The organism is Flavobacterium sp. ACN2, assembly GCF_002303885.1.
Lineage (GTDB): Bacteria > Bacteroidota > Bacteroidia > Flavobacteriales > Flavobacteriaceae > Flavobacterium.
This window is the reverse complement of the sequence record NZ_MRCM01000003.1, coordinates 292,607-311,280: the sequence shown is the minus strand read 5'-3', so window position 1 is coordinate 311,280 and position 18,674 is coordinate 292,607. Positions and strand designations below refer to the sequence as shown.

The 18,674-nt window shown below is 36.5% G+C and carries 9 protein-coding genes; all 9 read left to right on the top strand.

Features of this window, described 5'->3' with window-relative positions; all coding sequences use genetic code 11:
* Nucleotides 1-8: 8 nt before the first annotated feature.
* Nucleotides 9-3,098: a TonB-dependent receptor gene (locus BSF41_RS05290; RefSeq protein WP_095928467.1), complete on the top strand. Its 3,090-nt coding sequence runs from the start codon at nucleotides 9-11 to the stop codon at nucleotides 3,096-3,098.
* 12 nt (nucleotides 3,099-3,110) lie between these two features.
* Nucleotides 3,111-4,691: a RagB/SusD family nutrient uptake outer membrane protein gene (locus tag BSF41_RS05285; protein ID WP_095928466.1), complete on the top strand. Its 1,581-nt coding sequence runs from the start codon at nucleotides 3,111-3,113 to the stop codon at nucleotides 4,689-4,691.
* A gap of 18 nt (nucleotides 4,692-4,709) precedes the next feature.
* On the top strand, nucleotides 4,710-5,579 hold the full coding sequence (locus BSF41_RS05280; RefSeq protein WP_253251759.1) for a hypothetical protein: 870 nt from the start codon (nucleotides 4,710-4,712) through the stop codon (nucleotides 5,577-5,579).
* Between the two features lie 137 nt (nucleotides 5,580-5,716).
* Nucleotides 5,717-8,203, top strand: a complete 2,487-nt coding sequence (locus tag BSF41_RS05275) for a glycoside hydrolase family 2 TIM barrel-domain containing protein (RefSeq protein WP_095928464.1) — start codon at nucleotides 5,717-5,719, stop codon at nucleotides 8,201-8,203.
* Nucleotides 8,204-8,331: 128 nt separating this feature from the next.
* Nucleotides 8,332-10,731: an alpha-xylosidase gene (locus BSF41_RS05270; RefSeq protein ID WP_095928463.1), complete on the top strand. Its 2,400-nt coding sequence runs from the start codon at nucleotides 8,332-8,334 to the stop codon at nucleotides 10,729-10,731.
* 263 nt (nucleotides 10,732-10,994) lie between these two features.
* On the top strand, nucleotides 10,995-13,001 hold the full coding sequence (locus tag BSF41_RS05265) for a glycoside hydrolase family 97 protein (RefSeq protein WP_095928462.1): 2,007 nt from the start codon (nucleotides 10,995-10,997) through the stop codon (nucleotides 12,999-13,001).
* Between the two features lie 96 nt (nucleotides 13,002-13,097).
* Complete coding sequence (locus BSF41_RS05260) at nucleotides 13,098-14,678, top strand: glycoside hydrolase (RefSeq protein WP_095928461.1); 1,581 nt, start codon at nucleotides 13,098-13,100, stop codon at nucleotides 14,676-14,678.
* A 99-nt stretch (nucleotides 14,679-14,777) separates the two neighbouring features.
* Entirely contained in the window at nucleotides 14,778-17,015 is a 2,238-nt protein-coding gene (locus tag BSF41_RS05255; RefSeq protein ID WP_095928521.1) for a glycoside hydrolase family 3 C-terminal domain-containing protein, read from the top strand.
* Nucleotides 17,016-17,108: 93 nt separating this feature from the next.
* On the top strand, nucleotides 17,109-18,599 hold the full coding sequence (locus tag BSF41_RS05250; protein ID WP_172426849.1) for a cellulase family glycosylhydrolase: 1,491 nt from the start codon (nucleotides 17,109-17,111) through the stop codon (nucleotides 18,597-18,599).
* Nucleotides 18,600-18,674: the final 75 nt, after the last annotated feature.

Genomic DNA, 18,674 nt, shown 5'->3' with positions numbered 1-18,674 from the left:
TTCTTATTATGAAAAGCAAAAATTGTATTAAAACAACAAAGCTTCCATATTTTATGGCGGTGCTGCTTAGCGTATTTATGATGCAGTTTGGATTTGCTCAAGAATCCAAAACTGTAAGTGGGACAATTACCTCTTCCGAAGACGGATTTGGAGTTCCAGGAGCAACTGTACAAGTACAGGGAACAAAATCGAGTACTGTTACCGATTTTGATGGAAAATATAAAGTGGAGGCTAAAACAGGAGATGTTTTGGTAATCACTTTTGTAGGTTTCAAATCGCAGAATATTACGGTTGGAACTCAAAAAGTTATCAATGTCGTTTTGAATCCAGAAACTTCAGAACTTAAAGAAATTGTAGTAATCGGTTACGGTACTCAAAAGAAGAAAGTAAATACTGCGGCAACTTCTTTGGTGTCTGGAAAAGACATTCAGCAGGTTGCGAGTCTTGATGTTGTAAATGCTTTACAAGGTCAAGCTTCTGGGGTTTCGGTAACTTCATCTTCTGGACAGCCAGGTGCGAATATGGTGGTAAATATTCGTGGAGCAGGTACAGCAGGAAACAGTGATCCGCTTTATGTGGTTGATGGTGTAGTAGTGGATAATGGAATTGGATACCTTGATCCTTCGGTAATTGAAAGGGTTGACGTTTTGAAAGATGCTTCTGCAGCTTCTATCTACGGAGCAAGAGCCGCAAACGGAGTTATCTTGGTTACAACAAAAAAAGGAAAAGATGGTAAAATGAATGTGTCTTTCAGTTCTTATACAGGTTTTCAGCAGATTGCTAAAAAACTGGATTTGATGAATACACAAGAGTATACAACAATAATGAATGAGGCTCGTGTAAATTCTGGATATGCGCCATTATATACTAAAGAGCAAATTGCTGCATTTCCTGATCATGATTGGCAGAAAGATTTATTTAACGAAGGCGCAATGAAACAAAATCACTCCCTTTTGATTACTGGAGGTGACGAAAAATCTACCATTGCAACTGGTTTATCTTACTACGGACAAGAAGGTATGATTGGAGGATCTACTAACCAATCTCAATACGATCGTGTTACTTTTTCAGTAAACTCGACTTCTGAAGTTATTAAAGGATATTTGAAAATTGGTGAAAACTTCACTTTATCAAACATCAAGTCTAGTGGTGTTGCAGATGATGGTATCTACAGCAACGCAATTAGAGCTTTCTTAAATGCAGCTCCAATTGATCAGGCTTATGACGAAAATGGAGATTTTGCACGTTCTATTATTTCTCAAGATATTAGTAACCCAGTTGGATCTTTATACTATAACAACTTTAATCAGACTAAAACAAATCGTTATGTAGGTAACATTTTTGCGGAATTAAAATTTGCAAAAAACTTTACTTTCAGAACTAGTTATGGTGTTGATATGACAGATAGCAATTACCGTTCTTTCAGACCAGTTTATTCGCTTTCTTCAAATGATAATAATACAGTTTCTAGCGTAACTCAAAGCGCAACAAAATCGTTAGGATGGATTTTTGAAAACACACTTCAATACAAATTTAACATTGCTGATTCTCATAATTTTGATGTGTTAGTGGGTACTTCTGCTAAAAAGAATACTTCTGATTATATGGAAGGGCAAGGAAGAAACTTAATTTTTGATGATTTCGAGCACGCTTATTTAGATAATGCAAAAGATCCGACATCAAATGTGGTAAAAGGAAATCGTAAAGATTATGCGATTCAGTCTTACTTCGGACGTTTATTGTATGATTACAACAATAAATACTTATTCTCTGCAACAGTTCGTCGTGACGGTTCATCAGAATTTGGTCCAGATAACAAATATGCTATTTTCCCATCGTTCTCTGCAGGATGGAATTTAGATAAAGAAGCTTTCTTCAAAGAAAATAAAGTTTTAAATACATTCAAATTAAGAGCAAGCTGGGGACAAAATGGTAACGACCAATTTGCTAGAAGATTTGCTTATATGTCAACTGTAAATTCTACAGATAAAACATATCATTTTGGAACTGGTGACGAAACCCTTTTAGTAGGTTCAAGCCCAGACCAATTAGCAAACCGTAACTTAAAATGGGAAACTTCTGAGCAGTTAGATTTAGGTTTTGATGCTACGTTGTTCACCAACTTTACTTTGACTTTTGATTACTACGACAAGAAAACCAAAGATTGGTTAGTATTGGCCTCTATCCCAACTTATGCTGGAGCAACTGCACCTTACATTAATGGTGGAGACGTAAGCAATAAAGGTTTTGAAATTGGTTTATCTTACCGTACACGTTTTGGAAAAGACTGGAATTTTGCTATCAATGCAAACCTTTCTCGTAACCAAAATGAAGTGTTGAAAATTGCTAACAACGAAGGAATCATTCACGGAGAATCAAACGTTTTATTTCAAGGTCTAGACGAAATGAACCGTGTTGAGGTTGGAAAACCAATGGGCTATTTCTACGGATTAAAAACAGACGGAATTTTCCAAAATGCTACTGAAGTTGCAGCAGGTGTTCAGCCAAATGCACAGCCAGGAGACGTTCGTTTCGTAGACTTAAACGGTGACGGAAAAATCGATGCAAACGATAAAACTCAAATTGGTGATCCAAATCCAGATATTAATTACGGGGTTAACTTAGAATTATCATACAAAGCTTTTGATTTCTCTATTAATACTTACGGTATCGCTGGAGGACAAAACGTTTTTGGAGTTCACGATTATACTCGTGCGTACACAAACAACACTACAGAGGTGTTAGGAAGATGGACAACTGAAGGAACTTCTAACAGAATTCCGAGAGTTACATACGGAACAGATGATAATGGTAACTATACTAAATTCTCTGATTTGTATATTCAGGACTCAGATTTCTTCAGAATTAAAAATGCTACAATCGGATGTGATTTAACAAAGCTGACAACAAAACTTAGTTTCTTCAGCAAATTCAGATTGTATGTTGCAGGAAATAACATTTATACATTCACAAAGTACAAAGGAATGGATCCAGAAATTGGTTTCGGAAACGTAAATCAGTCTTGGGCTAAAGGTATTGATGTTGGATATTATCCTCAGCCAAGAACCTATTTAATGGGTCTGAATGTTAACTTTTAATTTTTGAAAACGATGAAAACATATATAAAATTATTTGCTCTTTCAAGCTTACTTGTTTTAGGCTCTTGCTCGGAAGATTTTTTAGAAAACGAACCATATACAGATAAAGTAACGGAGAATTTCTATAAAACTCCATCTGATGCTTTTGAAGGTTTAGTAGCAGTTTATGACGTATTGCAAAGAGAAGCTTACGGTACACAATTGATCGTAAGTGAGCAAGCATCTGATAACTGTTTTGGAGGATTCGGTATTGCAGATCCAACAGTAGATTTACAATGGGACCGCTTTCAATATACTACAGATAAAGATATGAACGCTCTAACATGGACAAACTCTTATCTTGGTATTTATAGAGCTAACGTTTTATTAGAAAACTTAGACAAAGTAAACTGGGGATCTAATACCGCTTTGAAAACACGTTACGAAGCAGAAGCTCGTTTCTTAAGAGCACACTTTCATTTCCAAGCGGCAAAAATGTTTGGAGATATTGTTCCGCTAGACCATACAGTAACCACAAGCGAATTTGAATTGCCAAGACAAGCGCCAGAAGTTACTTATGCTTTAATTGCAAACGATTTAAAATTTGCAGCAGATAACTTAGGTCCTGAAAATTACTCGCAAGCAGGAAATGCAAACTACGGACGTATTACAAAATGGGCGGCAGAAGCTTATTTGGCTAGAACATTTTTATTTTACACAGGAGCTTATAGCAAAGCAGATTTAGCAGGTGTAGTTACCAAAGCACAAGCTGTAACGTATATCAATGATGCTGTAAATAACAGTGGCCACGGACTAGTTGCCGATTTTGCTAATCTTTGGTTAGCGGCTTCTTTCGAAAACTTTGCTGGAGAAGATAATACAGAAATGGTTTGGGCTGTTCGTTTTAATGGTTCAGGTAAAGGAAATTGGGATCTTCACGAAGGAAACCGTTTTCAAGTAAACATTGCACCACGTGGAGGTTCAATTGGAAAATATGCAACAGGATGGGGAGGAGCAACAGTGAATCCAAAATTGGTTCAAGCATATGAATCTGGCGATAGTAGAAAAGCAGCATCATTTATTGATTATGTTGGTGAAGGTTTAAATTTTGATCCACAAGCTAGAGAACAACGTCAATACACAGGATATTCTTGGAAAAAATACTGTCCAATTACTAATGCGGCAGGAACAGCAGTTGTTGAAGCAAATGGAGGAAACTTCCAAATTGATAACTATCAGGATTATGCTATTATTCGTTTTGCCGATGTTTTATTAATGGCTGCCGAATTAAATTTGGAAGGAAATGCAGCTTTAGCACAAGCAGATTTAGACCGAGTTCGTGATCGTGCTTTCAAGAGTACTACGCATAGAATTCCTGTAACTAAAGCGGTTATTATGGAAGAGCGTCGTTTAGAATTGGCATTAGAAGGATTACGTTATTTTGATTTAATCAGACAAGGTATGCCAGCAATGAAATCCGCTATTGATAACACGACTGGAGATTCTCAATTTGCAGTTACTTTTAGACCAGAAACTCTAGGTTGGTTCGCATTGCCACAGTCGCAAATAGTACTTTCAAATGGTACTATTCAACAAAATCCAGGTTGGAATTAACATTTAAACAAATTGATTATGAAACGTATATTATATATAATATTAGCGGCTGTAACTATCAGTTCGTTTTTATTTTCTTGTGAAGCAACTGAGGATCGTGAAAGCCTTCCGGCAGTAACGCTTACGCCAGAAACACTTGAGTTCTCGATAACTCAAAATGCAGCAAAAAAGAATGAAGTAGTTTTAAAGAATGATGATCCAACTGTAATTCCATTTTGGAGATATGTTGACGGAAACGGAAATGAACTTGGGCATTCTAACAAAAGTGACGATAAAGTAAATTTCCCTTTTGCAGGAAAGTATACTATTTACTACACAGCATTTGTTAGAGGTGGATCTGTAGAAGCTGCGCCAGTAACTGTAGACGTTCCAGAGAATGATGATGCTTTCTTTAGTGATCCAAGATGGGAAAAATTGACCAACGGACAAGCTGGAAAAACTTGGGTTTTGTATATGACTGCTCCATTGGAATTTATTGGAAACACTCCTAGTTATGTAAACAGAGAAGTAAGTGGACCAGGTTGGTGGCCAAATCTATCTGATATTTCTTGGGCTGGTCTAGAAAATAAAGATTGGGGAGAAATTACATTTGATCTTAATGGAGGTTATAATGTTTCAGTAACACAAACCAACCCAACTTTAGGAAACACACAAAAAACAACCAAAGTAGGAACATTCAATTTTAGTCTTACAACTGGCGAAACAAATGATAGAATTTCGTTTAACGGAGGAACAGAAATGCTTCATCCAAATGAACCAAGTTACTTTAGTCCATCATTTAGTTTTACCAATGTAAAAATTGTTGAACTTACCGATACAAGTTTATGTTTTATAGCTATTAGAGCAGATAATGATTATTTGATCTATCATTTAGTTCCAAAATCATAAGTTAGTTAGTTTTGAAGTCTCAGTTTTAAATACATTTATAATGTGCTTTAAGACTGAGACTTAAATTATTTTGGGTAGGAATAAATGAAATCGATTTTTATTTCTATCTTCAAATTCCAAAAAACAAAAAAGTACCCATGCATATTATTAAAAACATAAAAAACATAAGTTTATGGGCAGTTGCAGCCGGAGTTCTTTTCTTGAATTCTTGTGCAAAAAAAGAAGATGCATTTGTAAACCGAAAAGTTTCTTTTAATGCAGATTGGAGTTTTCATCTTAATGACAGTATTGCTGATAAAGACACTATTGGAACTTCGACAAAATGGAGAACTTTAGACGTCCCTCACGATTGGAGCATCGAAGGAAAATTTGATGAAAAAAGTCCTGGCGGTTATGGTGGAGGATCTCTAAATGGCGGTTTGGGCTGGTACAAAAAAACATTCAAAGTAGCTGCAGAAAACAGCACAAAAATTACTTCAATCACTTTTGACGGTGTTTACAGAAACAGCGAAGTCTGGATAAACGGTCATTATTTAGGAAAACGTCCAAACGGATATATTGGTTTTCAATATGACATGTCACCTTATTTAAATTACGGAGACAAAAACAACGAAATCATTGTTAAGGTTGACAATTCAAAACAACCCAATTCACGCTGGTATTCGGGTTCAGGAATTTTTAGAAATGTCTGGATCGAAACCACAGATAAACTTCATGTGGGACAATGGGGAACGTATATTACAACTCCAAAAGTTACGGCCGAAAAAGCTTCTGTAAGTATTGAAACGACAATTAAAAATCAATATGCAGCAAGTAAAAAAGCAACGGTAACAACCACTATTTTTAAAGAAGACAAAAAAGTAACATCCGTTACTCAAGATATAACAATCAACGCCAACGAAAACCAAACGCTGAATCAATCGACAGAAGTTGAAAATCCGATTTTATGGTCAGATGAAAACCCAGAACTATACACAGCAGTTACCGAAATTTCGCTTGACGATAAAATCATCGATCAATACAAAACCACTTTCGGAATCAGAGATTTTAAATTCGATTTGAACAAAGGTTTTATTTTGAATGGAAAACAAGTCAAAATAAAAGGGGTTTGTATGCATCATGATTTAGGACCGTTGGGGTCTGCGATCAACACGCGTGCCATCGAACGTCAGTTGGAGATTTTGAAAGAAATGGGCGTAAACGGAATCAGAACTTCTCATAATCCGCCTGCTACAGAACTTTTAGAACTTTGCGATAAAATGGGTTTCATTGTCATGGATGAAGCTTTTGATATGTGGAAGCAAACGAAAACCAAATACGATTACGGAAACGATTGGGACAAATGGCACAAACAAGATCTAATCGATCAATTGTTGCGCGACCGAAATCATGCGAGTATTTTTATGTGGAGTATCGGAAATGAAATTCCAGAACAATGGAGTGAGACGGGTGTTGAAATTGCTAAAGAATTGGCAGCAATTACGCGTCAATACGATAAAACACGTCCGTTGACTGCAGGAATGAATCCGCCAGTAAACATGAATATTGATGCCGTGACTTTACAATTTGAGAAAAAAGAGGTATCGATTAATCCGCTTGCAGGATCTGGAGTTTTAGATTTAATCGGATACAATTATGCACATCAAACATTCGAACATCATTTGAAGAACTTCCCAAATACTCCTTTCATTGCAACTGAAACCACTTCAGGTTTACAGACAAGAGGATATTACGATGCCGTTTCAGATACTATCAAAAAATGGCCAGTAAGATGGGATCTTAAATTTACAGAAGGAAACCCTGGAAATACTGTTTCAGCTTACGATCAGGTGCAAACGCCTTGGGGATCTACGCATGAAGCGACTTGGAAAATTATTAAAAAACATGATTTCTTGGCAGGAATGTACGTTTGGACAGGTTTCGATTATATTGGAGAACCAACACCTTACGAATGGCCATCGGTAAGTTCCTATTTCGGAATTGTTGATTTAGCCGGTTTCCCGAAAGACGTGTATTATATGTACCAAAGCGAATGGACAGACAAAACGGTTTTGCACATTTTTCCGCATTGGAACTGGAAACCAGGACAAACTGTTGATGTTTGGGCATACTACAATAAAGCCGATGAGGTTGAACTTTTTGTAAACGGAAAATCAGTTGGAAAAAGAAGTAAAAAAGGAGACGATTTACACGTAATGTGGAGAATTCCTTTTGAAGCTGGAACTTTAAAAGCCATTTCTCGTAAAGACGGAAAAGTGGTTTTAGAAAAAGAAATTAAAACCGCTGGAAATCCATCTCAATTGAAACTGACTGCGGATAGAAGTACCATTAAAGCAGATAAAAACGATTTATCATTTATTACAGTTGATATTTTAGATGATAAAGGAACGATTGCACCAAATGCGAATAACGAAATTAATTTCTCTTTAAAAGGAAATGGAAAAATCGTTGGGGTTTGTAGCGGAGATCCAGTTAGCCACGAATCGTATAAAGGAAATAAACACACCGCTTTGGCTGGAAAATGTTTGGTTATTGTACAATCTGGCGATCAATCTGGAAGATTAGAATTAACCGCAAAAGCGAATGGCTTAAAACAAGCTACAATTGTAATTACAACAGAATAAGAAGTCAAGTTCCTGCAAGGTTTTCAAAACCTTGTAGGTATATATAATATTTTAAATAAGTAAAAAAAGTAAAGACCTACAAGGTTTTGAAAACCTTGTAGGAGAACTAACATCTACATTATTAACCAATGAAAAACTCAAAACTAACCGCATTATTTTCTGCTCTTATGTTTGGATTTTTGGCAGTTCCAAATGCTAATGCTCAAATCCAAAATGCAGATGTATTAAATGCTCCAATAGATATAAGTAAAGATTTTCAGAACTATCTGAATACTTTTTATTTCGCAGACGAATTGGCTTCTTTTGATCCCGCAACGGGAAAAGGAACCATCAAATATTTGAGATACAATTATAAAACACGTCAGGCTTTCAACAACATGATGATGAAACCAGATGTGGAAAAAGCAAACGAATTTCCAACAACAGAATATGCAGAATCTCCTGTTTTGCCATTCGAAATTCAGTTTGTTTCAGATCGAACAGTTCGTATCAAAACAACTTCTGGCCCGCAATTTCATCCGCAGAAGGAATCTCTAATGCTGATTGACGGCGTTGCACCAAATCACCCAGAATTATGGAAATATGCTAAAATTGAAGGTGGTCACAGTTATACAAGCAAACACGGAAGAGTTGAAATCTTGACAAAACCTTGGCACGTAAAAATCTACGATGAAAAAGGAAAACTGCTGACAAGCACACTTCACGATACTGATTTTAAAAACACATACACACCAACGCTTCCGTTTTCTTACGTTCGCAGAAATAGTGATTATTCAAGAAGTATGGGCGCGGCGTTCAGTTTAGAACCAGACGAAAAAATATTTGGTTGCGGTGAATCATTCACACAATTCAACAAACGAGGACAAAAAGTAGTTTTATGGACGGATGACGCTAACGGAATCCAAAATGAAACGATGTACAAACCGATTCCGTTTTACATGAGCAGCCGTGGTTACGGAGTTTTCATGCATCATTCAACGCCAATTACAGTGGACTTTGGAAAGTATTTTTCAAGTGCCAACGAAATGTACATTGGAGACGACGAAGCCGATTTGTTTTTCTTCATCGGAGAACCAAAAGAGATATTAGATCAATACACTAATTTGACAGGAAAGGCTGCAATGCCACCGCTTTGGTCTTTCGGTTTTTGGATGAGTAGAATCACTTATTTCTCAGAAAAAGAAGGAAGAGAAGTAGCCAGAGATTTACGTAAATACAAAATCCCAACCGATGTTATTCACTTTGATACAGGCTGGTTTGATGTAGATTGGAGAAACAATTATGAGTTTGCAAAATCTCGTTTCCCAGATGCCACAAAAATGATGTCTGATTTAAAGAAAGACGGTTTCCAAGTTTGTCTTTGGCAGTTGCCTTATTTCACGCCAAAGAATACTTTGTTCCCTGAAATCATGGATAAAAACTTAGCCGTAAGAGACAGAAAAGGAAATCTTCCGTACGAAGATGCCGTTTTAGATTTCTCAAATCCAGAAACGGTAACTTGGTATCAAGGAAAATTGAAAAAATTATTTGATGAAGGCGTAGCAGTTTTCAAAGTAGATTTTGGAGAAGCAGCTCCGCCAGACGGAATTTATCATTCTGGAAGAACAGGTTTCTACGAGCATAATTTATATCCATTACGTTACAATAAAGCGGTTGCAGAAATCACTCAAAAAGAAAAAGGATATACTTTAATCTGGGCAAGAAGTACTTGGGCAGGATCACAACGTTATCCTTTGCATTGGGGAGGAGATTCTGAAACGACAAACGGTGCTATGTCTGCAGAATTACGCGGCGGACTTTCTTTAGGTCTTAGCGGATTCAGTTTTTGGAGTCATGATGTTGGAGGATTTGCTACAAAATCTCCTGAAAATATTTATAGAAGATGGACACCATTCGGAATGCTGACTTCACACGTAAGAAGCCACGGAGAACCGCCTCGCGAACCTTGGTTGTATAGTAAAGATTTCTTGGAAGGATTTAGAAAAGCAGATAATATGCGTTACGAATTAATGCCATATATCTACGCTCAAGCAAAAGAAAGTTCTCAAAAAGGATTGCCAATGATGCGTGCTCTTTTTGTAGAATATCCAAACGATCCGGGGGCTTGGTTGGTAGATAATCAATATTTATTTGGTTCAAGCATGTTGGTTGCACCACTTTTTGAAGAAGTTGAAGAAAGAGACGTTTATCTTCCAGAAGGAACGTGGATTGATTACCAAACTAAAAAAGTGTACCAATCGGGCTGGCATAAAATTAAAGCGGGCGAAGTGCCAATCGTAGTTTTAATTAAAGACGGAACTGCAATTCCACACATTGGTTTAGCGCAGTCTACAAAAGATATGGATTGGAGCAAATTGACTTTAAAAGTATTTGCAAGCGATAAAATGACTTCGGCTACAGCCAAAGTATTTTTACCAGAAGGCGATGCAGTACAAGAAATAAAAGTGAATAAAACTGGAAACAATTTTGAAGTAGCAGCAAATCCACTAAACGGAAAAACCACTTTTAAAACGGAGTGGGCAAAATAAAAAAGTTAGCCACGAATTACACGAATTTGCACAGATTTAATTCGTGGAAATTGGTGCAATTCGTGGCAAAAAAATAGCCACAGATTGCAGAGATTAAAGAGATTATTACTCGCGCAGATTTAGCAGATCATGCAGATTTTTTTTAATTTTTTAAAATCAGCTCACTCAAGCGATAGCGAACAGGCGAAGCAATCTGCCAAATCTGCGAGAGAAAAATAAAAATCCTTTAAGTCAGCGGCAAGAAAAATATAATACCAAAAAACATGAAAAACTACCTAATTCTCCCAGCCGTACTGTTTTCAATAGCAGTTGGCTACAGTCAAAAAGCGAAAAACGCTTACGAATTGGCATCGCCAAACGGAAAGAATACCATCAAATTTGAGTTAGTAAAAAATGCTCCAAAATACGCCGTTTCTCACGGAAAATCAGAAGTGATTTCTCCGTCTGATATGGGATTTGTATTGAAAGGAAATGAAGACTTAAGTTCAAATTTTGAAATTAAAGGAGCCAAAACTTCTACGTTTGACGAAACTTGGGAACAAGTTTGGGGAGAAAAGAAAAATATTAGAAATCACTACAATCAATTGGTAGTCGATTTACAGCAAAAAACAGGAAACAAAAGAAAGTTACAAATTCAGTTTCGTGCTTTTGATGACGGAGTGGCTTTTAGATATGTTTATCCAAAACAAAATGTAAAAGACAGCATTTTCATCATGGATGAAAAAACAACTTTCAACTTAAAAGAAGATGGAAAAGCTTGGTGGATTCCGGCAAACAGAGAAAACCGTGACGAATATCTTTTCAAAGATGCTCCGGTAAGTACTTTGGATACGGTTTTGACTCCATTAACAATTGAAAGCAAAAGCGGATTGGCTTTAAGTTTTCACGAAGCAAACTTGATCGATTTTGCAAGTATGACTTTAGTGAATAATAAAGGAACAGAATTGAAATCGGATTTGGTGCCTTGGCCTGACGGTGTGAAAGTTCGCGTAAAAGATACTTTTACTTCTTCTTGGAGAACACTTCAAATTGGAGAAAATCCAGGAGAATTGATTACTTCTTATTTGGTTTTAAACTTAAACGAACCAAACAAATTAAAAAATACAAACAGCTATTTCAAACCGTATAAATATTTAGGAATCTGGTGGGGAATGCATATTGGGAAATACACTTTCTGGGAAAGCGACAAACAAGGCGCAACAACCAAAAATGCGGAAACGTATATCGATTTTACAGCAAAAGAAGGTTTCAATCATTTATTGATTGAAGGCTGGAACAAAGGATGGACACCGGGCTGGTATGAAAACCGTATGCACATGTTCAGTTTCACGAAAAGTGCGGACAATTTCGATCTTGAAAAAGTTGTTGAATACGGAAAGAAAAAGAACATCGAATTAATCGGTTACCACGAAACAGGTTCAAACTTAATTAACTACTTAAAAGAAGTTGATGAAGGTTTTGCTTTATACAAAAAACTTGGAATTCATACCGTAAAAATCGGTCACGTAGGTTCAAAATTGAATATGAAACAAATGCACTTCGGTCAGTTTGGAGTAAATTATTTCAGATACATTTTAGAAAAAGCAGCGCAATATGATTTAGCGGTTTTATACCACGAATCAATTAAAGATACGGGAGAAAGAAGAACTTTCCCAAACATGGTTTCGAGAGAAGCAGCGCGCGGACAAGAATATAACGCTTGGAGCGAAGGAAATCCGCCAAACCATTTAAGTATTATTCCATTCACAAGATTGCTTTCTGGACCAATGGATTTTACACCTGGAATTTTTGATGTTGAGGTAAAACAAGGTTATCCAGGGAAAAGAATTCAAGGAACAGTTGGACAGCAATTGGCATTGTATGTTACGATTTATTCTCCAATTCAAATGTTGGCGGATCTTCCAGAAAACTACGAAGGAAAACCAGCTTTACAATTCTTAAAAGATGTTCCAACAGATTGGGAAGACACTAAAATCTTAGAAGGAAAAATCGGTGAATACATCACCACAGCAAGAAAAGACAGAAACAGCGCTGATTGGTATTTAGGAACTTTGACCAATGAAAAACCTAGAAATGTAGAGGTTTCATTATCATTCTTAGATCCAAATGCAACTTACGAAGCACAGATTTATGTAGATGTTGAAGGAACAGATCAAACACATAATCCAGAAGCAGTAGCAATTTCTAAGAAAACAGTAAAAGCTTCAGATAAATTACAATTGAAATTAGGCGGAGCTGGCGGTGGAGCAGTAAGATTTAAAAAGCTATAATTATTAATTTCCCAAACCCGACAGGTTTTTAAAACCTGTCGGGTTTACTAAACGCAACGATTTTGTTCCAGTGATCAAATAAATATTTATTATCAAATGAAAAAAATTTCAGCAATACTATTTATTTCATTAATTCTAAACAACAGCATTTTGTTTGGACAAAACAATAATGCTGAAAATCGAATCATAAAAGTAGATTTCAATAAAACTGCTGGAAAATTAAACACCATGTTTAAAGAATGCATCGGCGCAGGAAGAGCAAACGAAGGTTTGAGAGCCGACTGGCAACAGCAATTGGCATTGGTGAAAAAAGAATGCGATTTTAAATACATCCGTTTTCATGGTTTATTGTCTGATGATATGGCCGTTTATCGCGAAGACGAAAAAGGAAATCCAGAATACAATTACCAATATGTTGATGTTTTATTCGATTATATTGTTAGTCTGAAAATGAAACCGTTTGTAGAATTAGGTTTTATGCCGAATGCATTGGCAAGCGGAAAAGAAACTATTTTTTGGTGGAAAGGAAATGTAACGCCTCCAAAAGATTATAAAAAATGGGAAGATTTAGTTCGAAACCTAACTCAACATTTTGTAGCACGTTACGGAGATGAAGAAGTAAAAACTTGGTATTTTGAAGTTTGGAACGAACCGAATTTATCCCCAGGTTTTTGGACTGGAACTCAGGCAGATTATTTTAAATTGTATGATTACGCAGCTCGTGGCGTAAAAGCCGTGAATCCTGCATACAAAGTTGGCGGCCCAGCAACAGCAGGAGCAGCATGGGTTCCGGAAACAATTGATTTTTGTGCAAAAAATAATGTTCCAATGGATTTTGTTTCGACACATACTTACGGAGTGAAACACGGATATCTGGACGAATTTGGAACTTCGGGAACTATTTTAAGTCAGGATGAATTCGGCGTAAGCGGCGATATTTTAAATTCGAGAAAACAAATTGCAGCTTCAGCAAAACCAAATTTGGAATTGCATTATACGGAATGGAGCACATCGTATACACCAGCAGATCCAATTCACGACAGTTATCATTCTGCAGCGTATATTTTGCAGAAAATAAAACAAGTTGGAAACGCTGCAAACTCGATGTCATATTGGGTTTTTACTGATATTTTTGAAGAACCAGGACCAAGATTTACCCCTTTTCACGGCGGTTTCGGATTATTGAATACGCAGGGAATTAAAAAGCCAGCTTATTTCTCTTATTATTTAATGAATAAATTGGGAGAAACGGAACTTCAAAATTCAGATAAAGCTTCTTGGGCTTCTAAAAATGAAAAAGGTGATGTTCAGGTTTTATTATGGGATTTTACCAATACACATCCCGGCGACAAAGAATTGAATCAAACCTATTACATAAAAGACCTTCCATCAAAAGAAAAAGGAAAAATAAAAGTGGAGATTGATGGAATGCAGAAAGGAAAATATCTTTTAGAAATTTATAAAGTGGGTTACAAAGTAAATGACGCTTACGCGGATTATCTGGCAATGAATAAACCGAGTCAGTTAACAAGAGAGCAGGTAAATTCCATAAAAGAAAAAAATAACGGTGCACCACTTTCAACAGAAAAAATTACAATTGACGGAAAAGGCACTTTCGGCAGAGAATTCAAAATCAACGAAAATGATGTTGTAATGCTGAATTTGATCAAACAATAATTTAGAGAAAACCACAAACATAAAAAATAGTATTAACGTTATTTAAAGATGATGCGTGAGGAATCAAAAATCTTTAAATCAAAAAACACCGAACTATCTATGAAAAACAAAATGATATTCCTTTCATCAGCTCTACTTTTTGCATTCTTTACTTCATGTAAAAATGATGCCCAAACAACAGCTTCAAATTCGGCACAAACCGAAGAATACGTTGGAAAAGAAATAAGCACAGATCATGATGCCGAAATCGACAAGTTGATTTCGCAAATGACATTAGAAGAAAAAATCGGAATGCTTCACGGGAACAGTATGTTTGCTAACGCAGGCGTAAAACGTTTAGGAATTCCAGAATTAAAAATGGCAGACGGTCCGTTGGGAGTTCGTGAAGAAATCTCACGCGACAATTGGGCTCCAGCAGGATGGACAAACGATTTCGCGACTTATTATCCTGCAGGTGGTGCTTTGGCAGCAACTTGGAACACAGAAATGGCACATACTTTCGGAACCAGTTTAGGAGAAGAATTACGTGCAAGAGACAAAGATATGTTGCTTTCGCCAGCCATCAATATGGTAAGAACGCCGCTTGGAGGAAGAACATACGAATACATGTCTGAAGATCCGTTTTTGAATAAAAAAATTGCAGTGCCTTTGGTTGTTGGTTTACAAGAAAAAGATGTAATGGCGTGCGTAAAACACTACGCGGCAAACAATCAGGAAACAAATCGTGATTTTGTAGATGTGCAAATTGATGAGCGTACACTTCGCGAAATTTATCTTCCGGCTTTTGAAGCTACTGTAAAAGAAGCAAAAGCATACAGTATTATGGGAGCTTACAATAAATTTAGAGGCGAATATTTATGTGAGAATGATTATATGCTGAATAAAATCCTTCGTGACGAATGGGGATTTAAAGGTATTGTAGTTTCTGACTGGGCTGCGGTGCATTCTACAGCAAAAGCATTGAAAAATGGTTTAGATATTGAAATGGGAACACCAAAACCTTTCAACGAATTTTTCTTAGCCGATAAATTAATCGCAGCAGTTAAATCTGGAGAAGTTTCTGAGAAAGAAATTGATTTGCACGTAAAACGTATTTTAAGAGTTTTATTCCAAGTGAAAGCAATGGGCGGAGGCGAGCGTGCAAAAGGAAGCATCGCAACCGAAGCACATTACCAAGACGCATACAAAATTGCCGCTGAAGCAATTGTATTGTTGAAAAACGAAAACAATGCATTGCCTTTAAAACTAGACGGAGTAAAATCTATTGCTGTAATTGGAAACAATGCAACAAAGAAAAATGCTCTTGGCGGATTTGGAGCTGGAGTAAAAACAAAAAGAGAAGTTACACCTCTTGAAGGTCTTAAAAACAGACTTCCTTCATCAATCAAAATCAATTACGCAGAAGGATATTTAGAGCGTTACGATGAGAAAAACAAAGGGAACTTAGGAAATATTACGGCTAATGGTCCAGTTACAATTGATGCTTTAGATCCTGCAAAAGTTCAGGAAGCAGTTGATGCAGCTAAAAATTCAGATGTTGCCATCATTTTTGCGGGTTCAAACCGTGATTATGAAACAGAAGCTTCTGACCGTAGAGATTTACACTTGCCTTTTGGACAAGAAGAATTAATTAGAAAAGTGACAGCTGCAAACCCTAAAACTATTGTCGTAATGATTGCTGGGGCTCCTTTTGATATTAATGAAGTTAGCCAGAAATCTTCTGCTTTAGTTTGGAGCTGGTTCAACGGTTCTGAAGGTGGAAATGCTTTGGCTGATGTTATTTTAGGAAAAGTAAATCCGTCAGGAAAATTACCTTGGACAATGCCTAAACAATTGAAAGATTCTCCTGCGCATGCTACAAACAGTTTCCCTGGAGACAAAGCGGTAAATTATGCTGAAGGAATTTTAATTGGATACCGTTGGTTTGATACAAAAAATGTTGCACCATTATATCCTTTCGGTTACGGATTATCATACACAACTTTCGCGCTTGATAATGCAAAAGCAAATAAAGATTCGTACGCTCAAAACGACGTAATTGAAGTTACAGTTGACGTTAAAAACACAGGAAAAATAGACGGAAAAGAAGTAGTTCAATTGTATACTTCAAAATCTGATTCTAAAATCACTCGTGCAGCGCAAGAATTAAAAGGATTCAAAAAAGCGGATGTAAAAGCTGGAAGTTCAGAAAAAGTGACGATCAAAGTGCCGGTAAAAGAATTGGCTTACTACGATGTTGCTGCTAAAAAATGGACAGTGGAACCTGGAAAATATACTATCAAATTGGGAACTTCTTCAAGAGATATTAAAAAAGAAATTCAGGTAACAGTTAAATAAATTGTTATTGCTATAAAATAACCAAACCACCAACGCCAGCCCATTAAGCTGGCGTTGATTTTAAAAACTTATATTTAACTTAACTTAAACCAAATGAAAAAAACAATCAACGATTACTTCTTGAGTTTTATTTTATGTTTTGTTTTTCTAGGAGTTTCAGCCTGCAGTTCAGATAAAGAAGAAGCTCCAGTAAGTATAAAAACGCTTACTGCGAGTACGAGTAAAATCGATTTTGAAAGCAAAGAAAATACAATAGAAGTAACGGTTAATTCCAATGGAGTTGCTTGGACATTGAGCAATCCTGTCAGCTGGATAAAATTAAGTTCGACTGCTGGAACATCAGGAAGTACCGTGGTAAAAATTACCGCTTTAGAAAACACGACTACAGCTTTGCGAAATGCTGTGATTACTTTGACAAGCACGGATGTGCCGTCTGCAACAATTTCAGTTTCTCAGGCAGCAGGAAGTTTATATCCAAGTTACAATACCAATCCAATTGCTGCGGATGCTTCCGGAATGGGAAGTTCTGCGGTCGAATTGGCAGCAAAAATCAAATTGGGATGGAATATCGGAAATACTTTGGAAGCAACTGGAGGAGAAACCGCTTGGGGAAATCCAAAAGTAACCAAAGCTTTAATTGATGCCGTAAAAGCAAATGGTTTTAATGCCATCAGAATTCCGTGTTCTTGGAATCAGAATTTAGAAAATGCTGCAACAGCAAAAATCAAAGCAGATTGGCTAAATCGTGTTAAAGAAGTAGTGCAATACTGCATTGATAACGATATGTATGTTGTGGTAAACATTCACTGGGACGGCGGCTGGCTGGAAAACAATATTACCGAAGCCAAAAAAGTAGAAAACAATGCGAAACAAAAAGCGTTTTGGGAACAAATTGCAACACATTTACGAGGTTTTGACGAACATTTACTTTTTGCAAGCGCCAACGAACCAGCGGTTGAAGATGCTACTCAAATGGCAGTTTTAAATTCGTACCATCAAACTTTTATCGATGCAGTTCGTTCAACGGGAGGAAAGAACGCCACTCGTGTTTTGGTAGTTCAGGGACCAACGACAGATATCGAAAAAACAAATAAATTAATGACTACATTGCCAACAGATAAAGTTACTGGCAGAATGATGGTCGAAGTACATTATTATGCTCCGTGGAATTTCGCAGGTTTAACCAAAGACGAAACTTGGGGTAAAATGTTCTATTATTGGGGAGCAGGATTTCATTCTACAACAGATACAGAACGAAACGCAACTTGGGGCGAAGAAGCTGACTTAGAAAAGAATTTCAAATTGATGAAAACCCAATTTGTAGACAAAGGAATTCCGGTTTTATTGGGAGAGTTTGGAGCAATTAGAAGAACAACTTTAACAGGAGACGCGCTGACTTTGCATTTAAACTCAAGAGCCTATTATTTAAAAACGGTAGTCAAAACGGCAAAAGCAAATGGATTATTACCATTTTATTGGGACGAAGGAAGCTTAGGAAATAATGGTTTCGGAATCATGAATAGAACTAATAATACCGTCTTCGATACACAAGCTTTAAACGCTTTAATAGACGGTCTAAAGTAAAAAATGAAGTTTAAAGCATATAAGTGATATAAGTAAATTTAAGTACAATGTAAATAAAAACTTAAAATATCTTAT

Coding starts and splice junctions, on each gene's coding strand:
- BSF41_RS05290 (WP_095928467.1), top strand. CDS start 9: ATGAAAAGCAAAAATTGTATTAAAACAACAAAGCTTCCATATTTTATG.
- BSF41_RS05285 (WP_095928466.1), top strand. CDS start 3,111: ATGAAAACATATATAAAATTATTTGCTCTTTCAAGCTTACTTGTTTTA.
- BSF41_RS05280 (WP_253251759.1), top strand. CDS start 4,710: ATGAAACGTATATTATATATAATATTAGCGGCTGTAACTATCAGTTCG.
- BSF41_RS05275 (WP_095928464.1), top strand. CDS start 5,717: ATGCATATTATTAAAAACATAAAAAACATAAGTTTATGGGCAGTTGCA.
- BSF41_RS05270 (WP_095928463.1), top strand. CDS start 8,332: ATGAAAAACTCAAAACTAACCGCATTATTTTCTGCTCTTATGTTTGGA.
- BSF41_RS05265 (WP_095928462.1), top strand. CDS start 10,995: ATGAAAAACTACCTAATTCTCCCAGCCGTACTGTTTTCAATAGCAGTT.
- BSF41_RS05260 (WP_095928461.1), top strand. CDS start 13,098: ATGAAAAAAATTTCAGCAATACTATTTATTTCATTAATTCTAAACAAC.
- BSF41_RS05255 (WP_095928521.1), top strand. CDS start 14,778: ATGAAAAACAAAATGATATTCCTTTCATCAGCTCTACTTTTTGCATTC.
- BSF41_RS05250 (WP_172426849.1), top strand. CDS start 17,109: ATGAAAAAAACAATCAACGATTACTTCTTGAGTTTTATTTTATGTTTT.